The sequence below is a fragment of the Pseudoalteromonas mucoides genome, from assembly GCF_049257175.1.
GTDB lineage: Bacteria > Pseudomonadota > Gammaproteobacteria > Enterobacterales > Alteromonadaceae > Pseudoalteromonas.
On the sequence record NZ_JBMMUC010000006.1, the window covers coordinates 198,638 to 215,275 of the forward strand.

General features: G+C 40.4%; 18 protein-coding genes and 1 tRNA gene. 10 read left to right on the top strand and 9 right to left on the bottom strand.

Annotation, left to right across the window (positions count from 1 at the left end; translation table 11 throughout):
* The first annotated feature begins 386 nt into the window (after positions 1-386).
* The 3 genes from AAEU30_RS09115 to AAEU30_RS09125 all read left to right on the top strand — a co-directional run bounded on the left by AAEU30_RS09115 (position 387) and on the right by AAEU30_RS09125 (position 2,123).
* Positions 387-701: a Bor family protein gene (locus AAEU30_RS09115; RefSeq protein ID WP_421960226.1), complete on the top strand. Its 315-nt coding sequence runs from the start codon at positions 387-389 to the stop codon at positions 699-701.
* A complete protein-coding gene (locus AAEU30_RS09120; protein ID WP_087532516.1) occupies positions 698-1,027 on the top strand; it encodes a Bor/Iss family lipoprotein in 330 nt (109 codons plus the stop codon). Before AAEU30_RS09115 ends, AAEU30_RS09120 begins: the two co-directional genes overlap by 4 nt.
* 202 nt (positions 1,028-1,229) lie before the next feature.
* Positions 1,230-2,123, top strand: a complete 894-nt coding sequence (locus tag AAEU30_RS09125; RefSeq protein WP_421960243.1) for an aldo/keto reductase — start codon at positions 1,230-1,232, stop codon at positions 2,121-2,123.
* Positions 2,124-2,168: 45 nt separating this feature from the next.
* Here AAEU30_RS09125 and AAEU30_RS09130 read toward each other — a convergent pair whose 3' ends face one another.
* The 3 genes from AAEU30_RS09130 to AAEU30_RS09140 all read right to left on the bottom strand — a co-directional run bounded on the left by AAEU30_RS09130 (position 2,169) and on the right by AAEU30_RS09140 (position 3,449).
* Complete coding sequence (locus tag AAEU30_RS09130; protein ID WP_421960227.1) at positions 2,169-2,360, bottom strand: hypothetical protein; 192 nt, start codon at positions 2,358-2,360, stop codon at positions 2,169-2,171.
* A 265-nt stretch (positions 2,361-2,625) separates the two neighbouring features.
* Positions 2,626-3,117: a hypothetical protein gene (locus AAEU30_RS09135; RefSeq protein WP_421960228.1), complete on the bottom strand. Its 492-nt coding sequence runs from the start codon at positions 3,115-3,117 to the stop codon at positions 2,626-2,628.
* Positions 3,114-3,449, bottom strand: a complete 336-nt coding sequence (locus AAEU30_RS09140; RefSeq protein ID WP_421960229.1) for a hypothetical protein — start codon at positions 3,447-3,449, stop codon at positions 3,114-3,116. The genes AAEU30_RS09135 and AAEU30_RS09140 overlap by 4 nt, the downstream gene beginning before the upstream one ends.
* A gap of 159 nt (positions 3,450-3,608) precedes the next feature.
* Between AAEU30_RS09140 and AAEU30_RS09145 the strand changes: the two genes are divergently transcribed.
* Together AAEU30_RS09145 and AAEU30_RS09150 are read left to right on the top strand one after the other, a co-directional pair.
* Entirely contained in the window at positions 3,609-4,253 is a 645-nt protein-coding gene (locus AAEU30_RS09145; protein WP_421960230.1) for a hypothetical protein, read from the top strand.
* Positions 4,254-4,421: 168 nt separating this feature from the next.
* Positions 4,422-6,380: a P-loop NTPase fold protein gene (locus AAEU30_RS09150; protein ID WP_421960231.1), complete on the top strand. Its 1,959-nt coding sequence runs from the start codon at positions 4,422-4,424 to the stop codon at positions 6,378-6,380.
* A gap of 340 nt (positions 6,381-6,720) precedes the next feature.
* Here the strand turns inward: AAEU30_RS09150 and cysQ are convergent, their stop codons facing one another.
* Genes cysQ through cysG form a run of 6 tightly spaced genes read right to left on the bottom strand, consistent with a single transcriptional unit; the run spans position 6,721 to position 13,690 of the window.
* On the bottom strand, positions 6,721-7,491 hold the full coding sequence (gene cysQ, locus AAEU30_RS09155; protein WP_421960232.1) for a 3'(2'),5'-bisphosphate nucleotidase CysQ: 771 nt from the start codon (positions 7,489-7,491) through the stop codon (positions 6,721-6,723).
* A gap of 3 nt (positions 7,492-7,494) precedes the next feature.
* Positions 7,495-8,094, bottom strand: a complete 600-nt coding sequence (cysC, locus tag AAEU30_RS09160; RefSeq protein ID WP_421960233.1) for an adenylyl-sulfate kinase — start codon at positions 8,092-8,094, stop codon at positions 7,495-7,497.
* A 39-nt stretch (positions 8,095-8,133) separates the two neighbouring features.
* Positions 8,134-9,858, bottom strand: a complete 1,725-nt coding sequence (locus AAEU30_RS09165) for an SLC13 family permease (protein ID WP_421960234.1) — start codon at positions 9,856-9,858, stop codon at positions 8,134-8,136.
* A gap of 30 nt (positions 9,859-9,888) precedes the next feature.
* Positions 9,889-11,316 (bottom strand): sulfate adenylyltransferase subunit CysN, encoded by a 1,428-nt coding sequence (gene cysN / locus AAEU30_RS09170; RefSeq protein ID WP_421960235.1) that lies wholly within the window; start codon positions 11,314-11,316, stop codon positions 9,889-9,891.
* Positions 11,316-12,215: a sulfate adenylyltransferase subunit CysD gene (gene cysD, locus AAEU30_RS09175; RefSeq protein WP_087532509.1), complete on the bottom strand. Its 900-nt coding sequence runs from the start codon at positions 12,213-12,215 to the stop codon at positions 11,316-11,318. The genes cysN and cysD overlap by 1 nt, the downstream gene beginning before the upstream one ends.
* 53 nt (positions 12,216-12,268) lie before the next feature.
* The gene (cysG, locus tag AAEU30_RS09180; RefSeq protein ID WP_421960236.1) at positions 12,269-13,690 is read right to left on the bottom strand and encodes a siroheme synthase CysG; all 1,422 of its coding nucleotides are present in this window, start codon (positions 13,688-13,690) and stop codon (positions 12,269-12,271) included.
* 280 nt (positions 13,691-13,970) lie between these two features.
* Between cysG and deoC the strand changes: the two genes are divergently transcribed.
* The 5 genes from deoC to rplK all read left to right on the top strand — a co-directional run bounded on the left by deoC (position 13,971) and on the right by rplK (position 16,638).
* A complete protein-coding gene (gene deoC / locus AAEU30_RS09185; RefSeq protein ID WP_421960237.1) occupies positions 13,971-14,705 on the top strand; it encodes a deoxyribose-phosphate aldolase in 735 nt (244 codons plus the stop codon).
* Positions 14,706-14,845: 140 nt separating this feature from the next.
* Positions 14,846-14,922: transfer RNA gene (locus AAEU30_RS09190), tRNA-Trp, on the top strand.
* Positions 14,923-15,053: 131 nt separating this feature from the next.
* Positions 15,054-15,431: a preprotein translocase subunit SecE gene (secE, locus tag AAEU30_RS09195; protein WP_087532505.1), complete on the top strand. Its 378-nt coding sequence runs from the start codon at positions 15,054-15,056 to the stop codon at positions 15,429-15,431.
* Between the two features lie 4 nt (positions 15,432-15,435).
* Positions 15,436-15,993: a transcription termination/antitermination protein NusG gene (nusG, locus tag AAEU30_RS09200; protein ID WP_087532504.1), complete on the top strand. Its 558-nt coding sequence runs from the start codon at positions 15,436-15,438 to the stop codon at positions 15,991-15,993.
* Between the two features lie 216 nt (positions 15,994-16,209).
* Positions 16,210-16,638 (top strand): 50S ribosomal protein L11, encoded by a 429-nt coding sequence (gene rplK / locus AAEU30_RS09205; protein WP_421960238.1) that lies wholly within the window; start codon positions 16,210-16,212, stop codon positions 16,636-16,638.

Here is a 16,638-nt window from a genome sequence, read left to right on the forward strand (position 1 = left end):
CCAGTTAAACACTACTTTAAATGGTAGCAGCAACCTGTTAACGCCCATTTAGAAAAAGATAAAATAGAACAGACTAATGAGATTGCCGATATTATGATTGATTCGATTGAGCAAAAAGATGATGAAGACGAAAACAATCTGCTCCAGTATTAAAAGCTAACTTATTAAGCGTTATTTCAGAATTTAAGTCACTTCTCCTAAAGAGTGAAACCAAGCCGCATTTACTGCGGCTTTTCTGTGTTCATCAGATTAAAGTTTACATTGTAAAAAAGTGTCTATCTGGTTATTAGCTTTGGCTACACAATCACTACAGTTTCTTACCTTTTATTGTATTTGTTATATGTACAATTACAGCTCTTAACCAAATACATAAAAAGGATATAACAATGAGAGCGTTAATTGCTTGCTCAGCGTTACTCATGCTCAGTGCTTGTTCTTCGGTGACTATCCAACCGCAGCAAGTTGCTAAGCTTAGTTCTAAACCTAGCTATCAAGACAGCCGCCCATTCTTTATGTGGGGGCTGGTCGGTGAGCAACGTGTTGATGTAAAACAAATATGCGGCGATCAAACTGTTGTACAAATGCAGTCACAGCAAACATTTACTGATGGCGCACTAGGGTTAGTAACGTTAGGTATTTACGCACCGCATACAGTTAAAGTTTGGTGTAATGAACAACAAGCCACAGGAGAAGAAGCATGAAAAATCTAAGCTTGTTTACAGTGTGCCTATTTATATTGGTTTTAACTGGTTGTACAAATATTCACTTTGATAATGGTGAGTATGATGATTTAGCTAATAACCATAAAAGCGAACAATGGCATCACAATTTTGCAGCAGCATTATATGAAGGTTCTAATGCGGTAGATTTATCTGACATCTGTCCCGACTCGCAATGGCAAAGTGTGCACACTTATAAATCATTTACTAATGGCTTGGCCGAGCTGGTTGTCAATGATGTTGGTCCTATCTGGTACCCTAAAACAGTGGAAGTAAGCTGTGCTAAGGTACCTTATAAAGTACAATAACTTTTTCATTACAAAGGCGATGTGCCGTTATATGAATTAAACTTTTAAAATTTGTATTAATTATATAATTTTAGTATCGGCACTCATGATCTAGAGTGCCTTTCTATGTTAGGTATATTATTTTCTTTTTTCTATTAAATATGTATTAAGTTAGTAAAATGTACTCTACTCGTTTAGTGGCTTAAATAGTTGAGAGATAATGATGAATAATGCAGAACGAAAAATTGATGAGTTAGTCCTTGGATTTTGGCGCTTAATAGATTGGCAAGTCACCCCGCAGCAATGTTTAACTTTTCTTGAGCAAGCTATTGAAGCAGGTGTAACAGATACAGATCACGCTGATATTTACGGTGAATATGGTTGTGAAGCTGAATTTGGCAAAGCTTTGGCGCTTAAACCAAGTATTCGTGATGAAATTAAAATAATCACTAAGTGTGGTATTAAGCCTGCGTTTCCAAGTTTAGGATTGGCTGGGCAAGCTAACCATTATGATTCAAGTGCGCAGCACATTATTGCCTCAGCGCAGCAATCACTTAAGCATTTTAATACTGACCGGTTAGATGTATTGCTAATCCATCGCCCTGATTATTTAATGCATGCAGATGAAATGGCACACGCTTTTAATACCTTAAAGCAAAATGGTGATGTGTTGGAGTTCGGTGTATCGAACTTTACACCGTCGCAATTAAGCTTATTACAATCACGGTTAGACTTTGAGTTAGTGACCAATCAAGTTGAGTTTTCTCCTTATGAAATGAAAGCCCTTGATGATGGTACGCTAGATCAATGCCAGTTATTAGATATCAAGCCAATGTTATGGTCACCACTTGCTGGCGGGCGCTTGTTCGCAGAGAATGATGAAAAAGCGATACGTTTACGTCATGTGCTTGAACAAGTTGCTAGTGAAATTGGCGCAAGTTCAATTGACCAAGTGGTATACGCATGGTTACTGATGCACCCAAGCGCGCCATCGGTAGTACTCGGTACAGGTAATATCAAACGTATTGAATCGGCCGTTACTGCCAAGCAGTTAAAACTTAACCGCGAACAGTGGTACCGTATTTGGCAGGGCTCTACAGGGCACAGCGTGCCGTAAAATATATGCCAGTGAGCACATTGGTGTGCTCACTCGAATAAATAGTTACTGCGCCGCAGCGAGTGCTCGGGCTCTAATATCAGCGGCAAAAGTTAAGCCTTTCTTGAAGCTTGCCTCAGCAACAGCAATATCCTCAGCATCACCATTAGCCCCTAGAATAGCCTGACTTAGGGCATTATATAAGTTAGTTACTTGTGATTGATATGCCGATTCAATTGCCTGTTCAACAGTCGTCATTATTGTTCCTTATAATTTATTTGTGATTTTTATTTTAAGGTACAGCAATAAATCATGCACGAAAAAATTTTAATGCAAAAGCTGTTTATGGCTGAAGTCATCTCCTACGGGGATTTTGAATTACGCTTTTATATCTTGTAGGTCAGGTTTTAGTCTGAGAAATGTGACGGGATAAATCCCGACCTACAAAAGAATACGAACCTTTGTGCAGCGCGAAGTACCTCGGTGGTGCAACTAGCACTGAAATTGCTTTATTAAAGTTTGGCTAATCAAAGTTATCCATTGTCTTCATTAAGTTAAATGGTTTATTTAACTTCTCCAAATTTGAAAACTGTTTACGTATATCTTGTGGCAATATAAAGTAATCTGCTTTAGTTCTCTCATAGGCTAAAGGGATGGCCATAAGCAACTGATTATATTTATCCAGCATCGATTTATCAGTGTCTTTTAAAGCTTGCAATTTAGCCCAAAGTAAAGAGTAGCGTTCTAATTCATCACGTGCGCACAAATCTTGAGTTTTAGCATAATGATAAGATAGAGCACTACTTAATACACCCCAATCATCCGAAATATGCTTCACATCATCAGGTGTGATGGTTGCTTCTACTTGTTGGCATTTTTCAAGCTTAGCGTCATATGCTTTTATTGAATTCTGATATTCGATAGTTAGATAATTTGCAAGGTCCTGTTCTGCTGAACCTGCATACGTAAAAGTAGAACTAAATATTGTAAAAAATAAAATAATATAGTTATTCATTTTGCAGCCTCACAACCTTTATATACTGCTTTCCAGAATTGCCTTTCTTTAGATGTTTTGGCTTTAATTGCTTGAAGGCCTGATATTGTTTCTATAGTTTTTCTTGCAATGCTGGGCGAGCTTTTAAGTGCTGCGGCAAAAGAGTCAAAATCAGTTTGAGTGAGGTTGTAATGGCTTTTGATTACACCGTTTCCAGCAAATATGTTGGCAAAAGTACCGACAGTAATAGATGTACTTAGCCACTGATTAATTTCTTTTATTCGTCTTATTTCCTTTACGGCTAACTTTCCACGCTCAGAAAACTCTAAATCATTAATTTCAGGACATTTCATGATTACTCCTTGTTATTGAATTCCATAAATATGGAGCCTAGCAAAAACAATCTAAATGTTGTACCTGAAAATTGTAACCAAGAAGTAGAGCTCTTAAATTTCTATTTTTATTCAACAGGGTATACACTGGCTTGGTATATGGTTTATAAGGATATTAAATTGTCGCAGTCTCTTCCTATTCCAGCCCAGCGTTGGTTATCCCTTTTATTGTGCGCAACTACCGCAGCCGCGCTCACAGTATTTTTAAGTAACGTCAGCCTTGTACAACAAGCCTACGCAAGCTGGGGCAGTATTTTAAATACAAGCCCCTTACTGCATTATAGTTTTGCTTTTCTCGCAGGTATTGGCATTAAGCTAATGCTGGATAAGTTTTATATCTCCCATGCCAAACGCAGTATTGGGTTTAATTGGCGATATCCACCTGTGACTATAAGTGTATTGTTAAGCTTACTTTGCATTGTGGGTTATGTGTACTTCACGTATTCGAGTGAAATAGTAGAACAATTGACTACTCATACTTTTGTAAGTTTTAAGTTTCTGTCATTGAGCTTTTTAGCTATTGCAGCGACTATTATCTATCAAATTAAATTGCATACAAAAAATCCCATATTTTCGGTTGTACTGTGCGCGATATCAGCACTTTATTTATTTTCAGCAATAAACCTAGTTGAGGTAGAACAAGCATTCTGGGTGTTTTTATTTATAGCAGCTGCCTATTTGGGTATGTCGGTATATTTGTTATGGGAGCAGCTAAAAGTATCCAGCACAAAGTTAATAGTCGAATCAAAACAAGACGTGGAATAAAATGAGAGCCTACCAAAGCTTCAGCAATGGTTTAAAGACGATTCCACAATTAAAAACACAGAGCAATTAGAGCCTGATTTACAGGTTTATGCTAAGCGCATTACCGCGCGACTGCACAATGGTGGTGATAAAGAAGGGGGGGAGAAAAAGGGAGCGCAACACATTGCCTTGTGTGGGCCATTTGGTTGCGGAAAAAGTAGTATAGTTGATAGCATTGCAAATGATTTAGCTAAAACCCCAGAGCAATACGGGGGCTTGATACATAGTGATATATCGACATGGGGAGCAGCCAGCGGCAGTGTTGCTCATGTGGTGCTCAGTAACATTATTGATGATATCAGCCAGCATATTGATATGTGCGCCTTTCGTGCGTTACCAAAACATTATACCGAAGCGATGAAGTCAGGTGGTAGCGTATTTCAGTTTGCATCTACATTACTATCAGGCCCAGTTGATATCGAAGAAAGTTTTTTAGAGCTCAATAAAGTATTAGAAGCTACGAACCATAAATTATTGATCACGCTACAAGATGTTGACCGTGGCACTGGTGTTGAGAACGAAAAACGCCTAAATGATATCTCAGCGTTATTAGATAGGTTAAAGGACCAAAAGCTTAGTCAAATCAATTTTATTATCGCGATGGGTAATGATAAACCTGAACACCTTGAAGTTCTTGGAAAAGTCGCTGACCATATAGAGTCAATAATTACTGTGGACTTTAAAGAAAAGCTATGTGATTGGGCTGAACTCTGCGTTAAGGAAATATCTAACAATGAAAATAAAATGGTATTGCTTAATACTGATGCTCTAAATAAGCTTTCTTTTAGTAAAATTTTTTATCATCCTGCAATTATTTCTAATCAATTAATTCCCTCTATTCGGGTGCTGAAGCGGATAATGCGACGAATAGATCTATGTTGGAATAAAGATAAGTTACTAGGCGAAGTGGATTTCGGTTCTTTACTTATGCTAACAACGCTTCGAGAAGCAAATCCTGGTCTATTTAACGCATTTGTTAAATCATACCCTAGCTTAATTAATGGTAAACCCCTGCCTGTTGCCAACTCTGAAGATGGGAGGCGTAAAACGATTAATGAAACCCTACTTGAATTGATAGCCGATTTTACAAGTGATGGAAGTGCTCATGTTTATAATGCATTTTTTAAGGAACTCTTAAACCTTCAAGAAGATATAACTGAAAAAAGCGGAAATGGCTTAAAAAGTAACAATAAAAGTAGTGAACAACACTTAGGTGTAAAACCAGACACTGTTAATTACTTAAATCGAATTTTACTGGAAGGGGTTCTTAAAAGCGAATTGAGAGATCAAAGTGTTATTAAAGAGCTTAAAGTTATCACTTCGGTAAACGTAAAAGAAATAGCTAGAGATATAGTAACTGACAATCGATGGTTGGACGCATTTGAACGTTTTCACTTCAAAATCGATGAGATTGGTAAAAAGAGTTTAACTTACGAAATTTTAAACCAGCAAGCTTTTGCAAATAGTAGATTATTTGAAACAAATGGTGCTTTACATAAGTTGATTTATGAGGAAATGTGTAATGGCTCTTTCAAAGATATTCTAAACAAATTGGTTGAAATAGATTCAGCCCAACTTCTACTATCAGGGGTTGTAAAACACTTTTTTGAAATTGAATATATTGGAAATAAGTTACCAGCTCTTAAGCTTGGTGATACTGACAATAATCAATACTACGATGTGAAAGATAAAGCTGATAGAAAGGCAATTGCCGATAAGACCAAACTGTGGACTCAACATATGGATATATCAGTTTTCCTAGATAGTAATATTGATAAGCTTAACTCAAAATCGATTGAGACTTTAATAAGATTACTTACATTCACACAACTTTATGATTTTAAATCAAAAGTTGTAGATCAACTAGTTAAAAATATTTTTGAATTCTATAGTAAGACTAGCTCACAAAGTACAGTAAATATTATAATTAAAATATCAATCAAGTCTAACGATGCTGAGCGAAACTCGCTTGTAGACTTTGTTAACGCTCAAAGTAAAGGTTTTAAGAGTCGTTTGAAATCGCGCATTGAAAAGGCAGAGAAAGAGAAGCAAGATATTGAGAAAACAATTGAAATACTTGGATTATAGCTATTCTTAATTTTTGTTGATAAATTACACCTTTAATAGGATTCAACTTTAATACAAGATACGTCATTTTATACGCAAAGTTTACTCCTCTGTGTAGCGCGAAGCGCTTCGGTGAGCTCGGTGGTGAAATTTGTTTTTCAAACAGAGTCCGGTGTAGGATTTTTCGTGGCTAAAGCCAACTCCTACGAGGTGGGATATGAGCTTACAATTTAAAGCTCTACAGCTTATGGCTTAAGACTCAACGTTGCTGGGTTTCGCTTCGCTCTACCCAGCCTACGATGATAAATATAACGCCGAGCGGCTCTTAAACTGACGGCTGATAGCTTACAGCTTAAAGCTCTTATTCTTCCACCGCACTCACAATAAAATACGGGTTCAAATATTCATCTTTGGTGTTATATAACAGCGGGCTGCCGTCGAGTTTGGTGACTTTTGCACCGGCGATTTCAGCGATTGCGTGGCCGGCACCGGTGTCCCATTCGCAGGTTGGGCCTAGGCGTGGGTATATATCAGCGCTGCCTTCGGCAACTAAGCATAATTTGAGGGAGCTGCCTTTTGACACCATTTCAACGTCATCAAAGCGTTTTACAAATTCAGCTAAATCAGGAGAAGGGTGTGAACGGCTGCCAACTACACGAATTAAGCCTTTGTTAGGTTTAGTCGTTACTTTAAGCTCTATGCGTTCATCGCCTTTATCTTTAAATGCACCGATGGCTTCCGCAGCTAAATACGAAACTCCAAGTGCAGGAGCATCTACCACGGCTAACGTAGGTTTACCGTTTTCGATTAGTGCGATGTTTACCGTGAACTCACCGTTCTTTTTAATAAATTCTTTAGTGCCATCAATTGGGTCAACTAACCAATAACGGTCCCATGTTTGACGAACATCCCAGCTGATATCTGCGCTTTCTTCACTAAGAATAGGCACATCTGGGGTTAAGTGTTTTAAACCATTAGCAATGACTTTATGAGCTGCTAGATCGGCGTCGGTTACTGGGCTTTCGTCGGCCTTGTACTCAACGTTAAAGTCTTTTTCATAAATCCCCATAATAGCATTACCGGCTTGGCGGGCGAGGATCAATACTTCTTCTAGCAGTTCCGTTTGGTTCATGACTTAACCTTTAATAATTTGCTGTTGTTTTAGATACGCTATCAGCTCTTGTACTGATTGGTCTAGGGTGTTTTTGCTGGTATCTAAAGTTATTTCTGGTGAATTGGGAATTTGATAATCAGAATCTATCCCTGTGAAGTGCTTAATTTCACCAGCGCGGGCTTTTTTATACAAGCCTTTAGGATCGCGACTTTCGCATACATCCAGCGGTGTATCTATAAACACTTCAATGAACTCACCGTCATCGACTAAGTCTCTAACCATATCGCGCTCGGCGCGAAACGGTGAAATAAATGCGGTGAGTACCAATAGTCCGGCATCAACCATAAGTTTGGCTGTTTCGCCTACGCGGCGAATATTCTCGATGCGATCTTCATCACTAAAGCCTAAGTCTTTACATAAGCCATGGCGTACGTTGTCGCCATCGAGCAAGTAGGTATGAATACCTTGCTGATTAAGTGCGCTTTCAAGTGCATTAGCAACGGTGCTTTTACCTGAGCCTGAAAAGCCGGTAAACCACAAAATAGCGGGTTTATGGCTCTTCTGTTCACTACGTTGTGCTTTAGTAATGGCATAGTTATGCCAAACAATGTTCTCATCCATTGTAATACTCTCTTACTTTTTATTTGCTAATGCGCTGGCTTAAAACGGGAATACCAGCGGAATAAGGGTTAATACCGTTATTGAATAAATAATAGAAAGCGGTAAGCCCATTAATATGTAATCTTTTAGTCGGTAGTTACCGGCGCTGTAAACCATTAAGTTAGTTTGATAACCAAACGGTGATATAAAACTGGCTGATGCACCAAATGCCACCGCCATAATAAATGGCAACGGGTCAACATTAAAGCCAACCGCCAGTGCATAAGCAACAGGAAACGATAATGCCGCTGCTGCATTGTTAGTAATAAGCTCAGTGAATAGCACTGTCATAATAAATATAGCGATAAAGGCACCATAAGGACCAAAGTCACCGAGTACATAAAACATTGCGTCAGATATTTGCCCAGCTAAACCTGTGCCGATCATGAGTTTAGCAAGGCCAATAGCGCTACCTACTACGGCGAGTAATTCTATTGGGAAGCGGCGTTTCACTTCGCTTAATTTAATTGTACCGCTAAGCATTAAACCGATGAGCAATACCAGTAAACCTTTAACAAGTGGCACTATACCAAAAATGCTTAAGCCTAATACGGCTGCAAAGCTAGCCAGCACTATGTTAGATTTTTTAGGCGCTAAGTGAGTTTGTAAATCAAGTCCTGAGATATAAACAAACTCGCGCTTTAAATTAGGTAGGGTGTAAAAGTCTTTACCTGGGGCAAGAATAAGTGAATCGCCGGCTTGTAACTGCACTTTACCAAGGCCACCTTGTAGGCGGTCATGACCACGGCGAATCGCGATAACCGCGGCATGAAACTGCTCACGAAAACGAATCTCTTTGACCGTTTTACCAATAAATTTTGAAGACTGACTGACAACCACTTCAACCAAGTGTTCTACGTCTTTTTCGTGTTTGTCATGCACTACTTTTAAGCCATCAAAACGCGTGAGTAGTGGTACTGATTTAATATCGCCAACAAATAGCAATACATCGCCAGATTTAATCACTTGCTGCGGAGTGACCGCGCATATGCGTCTGTCGCCACGTAGAATTTCGGCGAGGAACAAGTCTTTAAGGTCGCGCAGGCCATTTTCTTCTACGCTTTTACCAATCAGTTTTGAGCCTGTCTCTACTTTACCTTCGAGATAAAAGGGTACAACTTCTTGGTCGTTTTTACCGTTGTCGGGTAAGTATTTAAGCATGACTAAAATAGTAATAAGGCCAACACTTAATGCGCCCAAGCCGACTAAGGTAAAGTCGAAAAAGCCCAGTGGTGCCATACCAGCATCAACGGCAAAACCATTGACGATTAAATTTGTTGAAGTACCAATTAAGGTAATCGTGCCACCTAAAATAGCGGTGTACGATAAAGGTAATAACAGCTTTGATGGTGAATGGGTTGGGTTATCTTTAATTGAAGTAATTAATGATGCAACCACCGCTGTATTATTAGTAAATGATGATAAAAAGGCTGTCGATAGGCCAAGCTTTGTTACTGAGCTAGTTAAACTACCTTTAGATAGTGATTGAGCCAACTTTTGAACAAGTGTGGTTTTTTCTACCGCGATAGAAACTAAAACTAATAAAACCAGTGTAATGAGAGAAGGGTTGGCGTAGTTTACCAACATGTCTTCAAGCTCAATCAGGCCCGCTAAATAGGCGGTGCCAATCGCACCGACAAAAAGCCATGCCGGCTTTAGTCGGGTGCCAAAAAGGCAACCGACTAAAGTTAGCATAATGCCTGTTAATACTAGCTGTTGATACATGCTCTATGCGTCCTTAACAGGCAGTGCTGATTATTTAAGCTTTGAGATATCAAGCGCTTGCCAATGCGGGAAGTGCTTGCGTACTAAAGCGTTAAATTCAACTTCAAAATCACTAAAGTCACCGCTTTGTTCTTGGCTGGCAAGTGCTTGTTCTACCATGCCTGCTGCAACGGTTAAATTAGATAAACGGTCGATTAAAATAAAAGAGCCCGTTTCGTGATTGTTGTGATACTCATCAGCTAGAATCATTTCTGTCAGTTCAAGTGTCACAATAGCGATTTCATTAAGCTGTAGGCTGTCTGCGCTACCATGCTCAAGGGTGTTCACATCAATAGTGTGATCAATATTTTTAACAATGGCTGAGGTATTCTTACTGCCTAACTTAAAGTTATAGCTTTTACCTAATACCAATGGCGCTTCGTGCATCCATACTAGCTTTGCTTGTACTTGGTTCGTCACAGCAACAGTAGAATCAGCAGGAACAATCACATCGCCACGGCTAATATCAATTTCAGTATTTAGCGTGATGGTAATAGCTTGACCCGCTTGTGCGGTATCTAAGTTACCGTCAAACGTGACAAGCTCTTTAATGCTTGATGTTTTACCCGACGGTAATACTTTTACTGCATCGCCAACGCTTAACTTGCCCGAGGTTAATGTACCTTGGAAGCCACGGAAGTTTAAGTTAGGGCGCACTACATATTGCACTGGGAAACGCGCTTCAAAGCCAGTGTCGGTTTCAGCTGCTGGTGAGTCTTCTAATAGCTCAAGTAGCGGCTTGTCTGTGTAATACGGTGTGTGCTCAGAGCGAGTAACCACGTTATCGCCTTTAAGCGCTGACATAGGTACAAACTTGATGTTAGATACATTAAGTTGCTCAGCAAACTTTAGGTAGTCGGCTTTGATGCGCTCATAAACGGTTTCGTCAAAATCAACGATGTCCATTTTGTTAATCGCTACAACAAACTGTTTAATGCCCAGTGAGTCACAAATAAAGCTATGACGCTTAGTTTGTACTTGTACACCGTAACGTGCATCAACAAGAATAATGGCTACGTCACTGGTAGATGCGCCAGTTACCATGTTGCGGGTGTACTGCTCGTGCCCTGGGGTGTCAGCAATGATAAATTTACGCTTAGCGGTTGAAAAATAACGATACGCTACGTCAATAGTTATGCCTTGCTCACGCTCGGCTTGTAGGCCATCAACCAGTAGGGCTAAATCAAGCTCTTCGCCTGCGTTGCCTACTTTTTCGTTATCTTTATGCAGCGCTGCTAGCTGATCTTCATAAATTTGGTGACTGTCGTGTAATAGGCGGCCAATCAGGGTTGATTTACCATCATCTACGCTGCCACAGGTCAACATACGTAACAGGCTTTTATCTTGTTGGCGAGCAAGGTAGGCGTCGATGCCAATTTCTTTTACTTCGTTAATTGTGTCGTTAGTATTAGTAGACATTAGAAATAGCCCTCACGTTTTTTCTTCTCCATTGAACCTGCTGAATCATGGTCAATGACTCGTCCTTCACGCTCTGATGAAGTCGATAACAGCATTTCTTCGATAATTTCAGTTAATGTGCTTGCCGTTGATTCCACTGCACCGGTAAGTGGATAGCAACCAAGGGTGCGAAAACGCACTGACTTCATTTGTGGTACTTCGCCATCAGCAAGCGGCATACGCTCATCATCAACCATGATCAAGGTGCCATCACGCTCTACAACTGGGCGCTCTTTCGCTAAATAAAGCGGAACCATATCGATGTTTTCTTGGTAAATGTATTGCCAAATATCTAACTCAGTCCAATTAGACAGTGGGAATACTCGAATACTTTCACCAGGGTTAACTTGGCTGTTGTAAGTATTCCAAAGTTCAGGACGCTGATTTTTTGGATCCCAGCGGTGATGTTTATCACGGAACGAGTAAACACGCTCTTTTGCACGTGATTTCTCTTCATCACGACGCGCGCCACCAAAGGCTGCATCAAAGCCATACTTATCAAGTGCTTGTTTTAAACCTTGAGTTTTCATGATGTCGGTATGTTTACCAGAGCCATGGGTGAATGGGCTGATATCAATAGCCAAACCCTCAGGGTTTTTATGGACGATTAAATCAAAGCCGTATTCTTTGGCTAAACGGTCACGAAATTCAATCATTTCTTTAAACTTCCAGTTGGTATCAACATGAAGCAATGGAAATGGAATTTTACCTGGGTAAAATGCTTTACGCGCTAAGTGTAAAAGCACCGATGAGTCTTTACCGATAGAGTAAAGCATAACTGGGTTCTCAAACTCAGCGGCGACTTCGCGCATGATTTTGATACTTTCAGCTTCTAATTGCTGAAGGTGAGTTAAAGCCATTGTTAGTCGTCCTACTAAAATGATTAAAAGTTAAAATCTAAATAAGTTAAAGCTTATGCTACGCCAGTAAGTGGCTGGGCAAAGCTGCTGGTTTGTGCTTTTTCGCCAAACCAATGAAGCTGCTCGTGTAATGAGGCAACTTCACCAATAATTAATAATGCCGGTGAAATAATACTGTGGCGTTCAATTAAATCAGCTAGCTCACCGAGTGTGCCAGTGACAACACGTTGATTTTTACGCGTGCCATTTTCGATAATGCCCACAGGTGTATCTGCGCCACGCCCATGCTTAAGTAGTTGTGCCTGTATATGTGGCGACTTAATCACGCCCATATAAATAGCCAAGGTTTGATTTGGTTTAGCCAGTGATTGCCAATCTAATTCTTGACCGTCTTTTTTACAGTGTCCGGTAACAAACTGAATTGCTTGGGCGTGGTCACGGTGAGTAAGCGGAATACCCGCATAGGCACTACAACCTGCGGCAGCGGTAATGCCTGGCACTATTTGGTAGTTCACTTTATTCGCTGCCAGTACTTGTACTTCTTCGCCACCGCGGCCATAAATAAATGGGTCGCCACCTTTAATTCGGCATACTTTTTTACCTTGTTTGGCAAAATCGACTAACATTTGATTGGTATCTTCTTGCGCCACACTGTGATCGCCTAAACGCTTACCAACACACACTAAATCAGCATCACGACGCACTAGATCCATAATTTCATCTGACACTAAGTAGTCGTATACCACTACATCTGCTTGTTGCATTAATTGCAGTGCTTTTAAGGTTAATAACTCAGGATCGCCAGGGCCTGCACCAATGACATATACTTCGCCTTCAGGCTCAGGTTTAGCATCGAGTAGTTGTTCAAGTTGCTCGCTTGCAGCTTGAGTGTTGCCGCTTTGTACTTTACTGACCACTGATGAATCAAATACCGTTTCCCAAAACTGGCGGCGATCGGCAAAGTGTTTAAAGCGTTGCTTTACTTTGTCTCTAAAACTACCCACTAGAGTTGCAAGTGGGCCGATATGTTGTGGAATGAGGGTTTCTAATTTTTCACGTAAACGACGAGCTAATACGGGGGCAGTCCCCGCGCTTGAAATCGCAATCGTGATTGGATCGCGGTCAACAATCGACGGAAAGATAAAGCTGCATTTAGGCTGATCATCAACCACATTAACAAATATATTGCGCGTGTTTGCCAGCTCAAACACTTGAGCGTTGACCTCTTCAAGATCTGTTGCTGCAATAACCAGCATCATGCCGTCAAGGTGTTGCTCGTTAAAATAGGCTTCAACCAGTGTTACTTCATTATTGTTTGCAAGCTCAATGAGTTCATCACAAAACTCAGGTGCAACGAGAGTAACCGCTGCGCGGGCTTTTAAAAATGCACTGCACTTTCTTAGTGCCACATCTCCACCGCCAACAACCAATACTGGTTTATTGTCTAGCTTGGTAAAGATAGGTAAATATTGCATTGTAGTAACACCCCTTAACAACAGTCGTAGCATAAATGCTTTTCAGAAAGGCAGAATATAGCGCTCTATGCGAAGTAAAAAATAATTAAAACCCAGTTTATATAACCAAAAGTTATATGCGGTGTATTAATTTGGCCTAAGGCTTAGTTAACAGGGGATTGCGCCGAGTTACAAGTGGTATGGTCGTGAGTTGAGCTACTTATAGTGTTTGGTTATGAGCTATAGCGAGATTATGGAAATTTGGTACTATAGTCAGCACAACCGCTATCAGGATAAATTTATGACAACACAATTAGCTGTGCAATTAATGGATTTAACAAGTTTAAATGACGACGATACCACTGCGAGTATAAAAACGCTGGTTGAAAGTATTGAGCCTAAGTTGGGCATACCAGCTGCTATTTGTGTGTATAGTGAATTTGTCGATGACGCTAAAGTGTTCCTCGGTGAAAGAGAGCTAAATCACGTTAAAGTGGCCACGGTGACAAACTTTCCAACAGGGAATTACCCACTTAGCGATGTAATTAATGAAACACTTATCGCGATTGAGCGTGGAGCTGATGAAATTGATTTGGTTTTACCATACCAAGCCTTGATGGCTGGCGAGCATGAGTTAGCCTTAAAATATGTTAAAGCAAGCAAAGAGTGTTGCCCAGAGCATGTGAAATTAAAAGTAATTATCGAATCTGGGGAACTAAAAACACCAGAGCTAATTACTCAAGCGACCCAAATTGCTATTGATGGCGGCGCTGACTTTGTAAAAACAAGTACAGGTAAAGTAGCTGTAAATGCTACTTTGCAAGCGACTAAGATAATGCTGAATGCTATTAAAGGCTCTGGAAAGTTAGTTGGTTTTAAGGCTGCCGGCGGTGTTAAAACAGTCGTTCAGGCTGATGAATATTTGGCACTCGCTACAGATATCATGGGGCAAGAGTACTTAAGCCCTCTGACATTTAGGTTTGGTGCTTCTAGTTTGCTGGCAGATGTTTATATGGAGCTTAAAAAAACATTATAAGCGGTTATCTTTTGTGAGTATCGAGTTTACTTGAGGAGATTTAAGGCTGCACCATAAATTAACCGCTAAGATTTTATAATATGGGTATCTTTTACTCTTGTGTTAATGAATTGCGTAAGTATAATAGGCATCCACTTTGCAGGGGCGTAGTTCCAATTGGTAGAACAGCGGTCTCCAAAACCGACGGTTGGGAGTTCGAATCTCTCCGCCCCTGCCAATTTTCTTGTGAGTGGGTAAAGTCTTAGGTTAAAAATCGGTTTAAATAAGTCTGTTTTTAAGTTTAGATTTTAATGGATTAACCCTGCCGTAGTGTAGGGTTGTTGTGTCTGTAGTTAAGGTAATAATATTATGAGCACGAATGTAGAAACGCCATCAAGTGGGATGGATGCAGTAAAGTGGCTTGTGGCAATTGCGCTACTTGCAGGCGCAGTAGTTGGTAATTATATGTACGCAGATCAGTCTGTGTTATTACGTGCTATTGGTGTTGTTATTGCGGTTGCAGCCGGTTTAGGTATTGCAGCAGTAACAGAAAAAGGACGTACCTTCCTTGCTTTTGCAAAAGAAGCGCGTATTGAAGTACGTAAAGTAGTGTGGCCAACGCGCCAAGAAACTACCCATACGACATTTATTGTAATGGTAGCAACTGTGATTATGGCACTTATCCTTTGGGGATTAGATGGCATTTTATTCCGCGCAGTAGGCTTTTTAACTGGATTGGAGATCTGATCCCATGTCGGATGAGAACAACGAAAAGAAACTACGTTGGTACGTAGTACAGGCTTTCTCAGGTTATGAGAAGCGTGTTGCACAAACCCTTCTTGAGCATATCAAGATTGAAGGTTTAGAAGATAGTTTTGGTGAAATATTAGTACCAACAGAAGAAGTTGTTGAGATGCGCGCTGGTCAAAAGCGTAAATCTGAGCGCAAATTCTTCCCGGGTTATGTACTAGTACAAATGGATATGAACGATGCAAGCTGGCACTTAGTGAACAGCACTGCACGTGTAATGGGCTTTATCGGTGGTACATCTGACCGTCCAGCACCAATTAGCTCGAAAGAAGCTGATCGTATTCTTAACCGCTTACAAGAAAACGCTGAAGCACCTAAGCCTGCTACATTATTTGAACCAGGTGAAGTTGTTCGTGTTGTTGATGGCCCATTCGCTGACTTCAGTGGTGTGGTTGAAGCAGTTGACTACGAAAAGAGTCGCGTAAAAGTATCTGTACTTATCTTTGGTCGTTCTACGCCAGTTGACCTTGAATTTGGTCAAGTTGAGCAAGATAAGTAATAAAAATTAGATAGTTTATGTGAAGTGATTTATTACTTTGCATAGGACTTGAAAAAGGCCGCTGATTAACTTATAATCAGCGGCCTTTTTGTATTCAGGGATAGAATTTCTTGAATTGATTACAAAAAGTACGAAACCAATTTTTAAACTGGGAAGCCGCTAGAGTACGCGTCCTCGCGCGCACAAGGCTAAGACCCACCTAATGAGGTATTTATAATGGCTAAGAAAGTTGAAGCTCTAATCAAGCTACAAGTTGCTGCTGGTATGGCTAACCCTAGTCCTCCAGTAGGTCCAGCACTAGGTCAACACGGTGTAAACATCATGGAATTCTGTAAAGCGTTCAACGCACGTACAGAATCTATCGAAAAAGGCGCTCCAGTTCCTGTAGTGATCTCTGTTTACGGCGACCGTTCATTTACGTTCGACATGAAAACGCCACCGGCTGCTTACTTACTTAAGAAAGCTGCAGGCATCAAATCAGGCTCAGGCCGTCCTAACACTGAAAAAGTAGGTACGGTAACTCGTGCTCAACTTGAAGAAATCGTTGAGACTAAAAAACCTGACCTTACAGCGGCTGATTTAGACGCTGCGGTTCGCACTATCGCAGGTTCTGCGCGTGCGATGGGCTTGAACGTAGAGGACTAA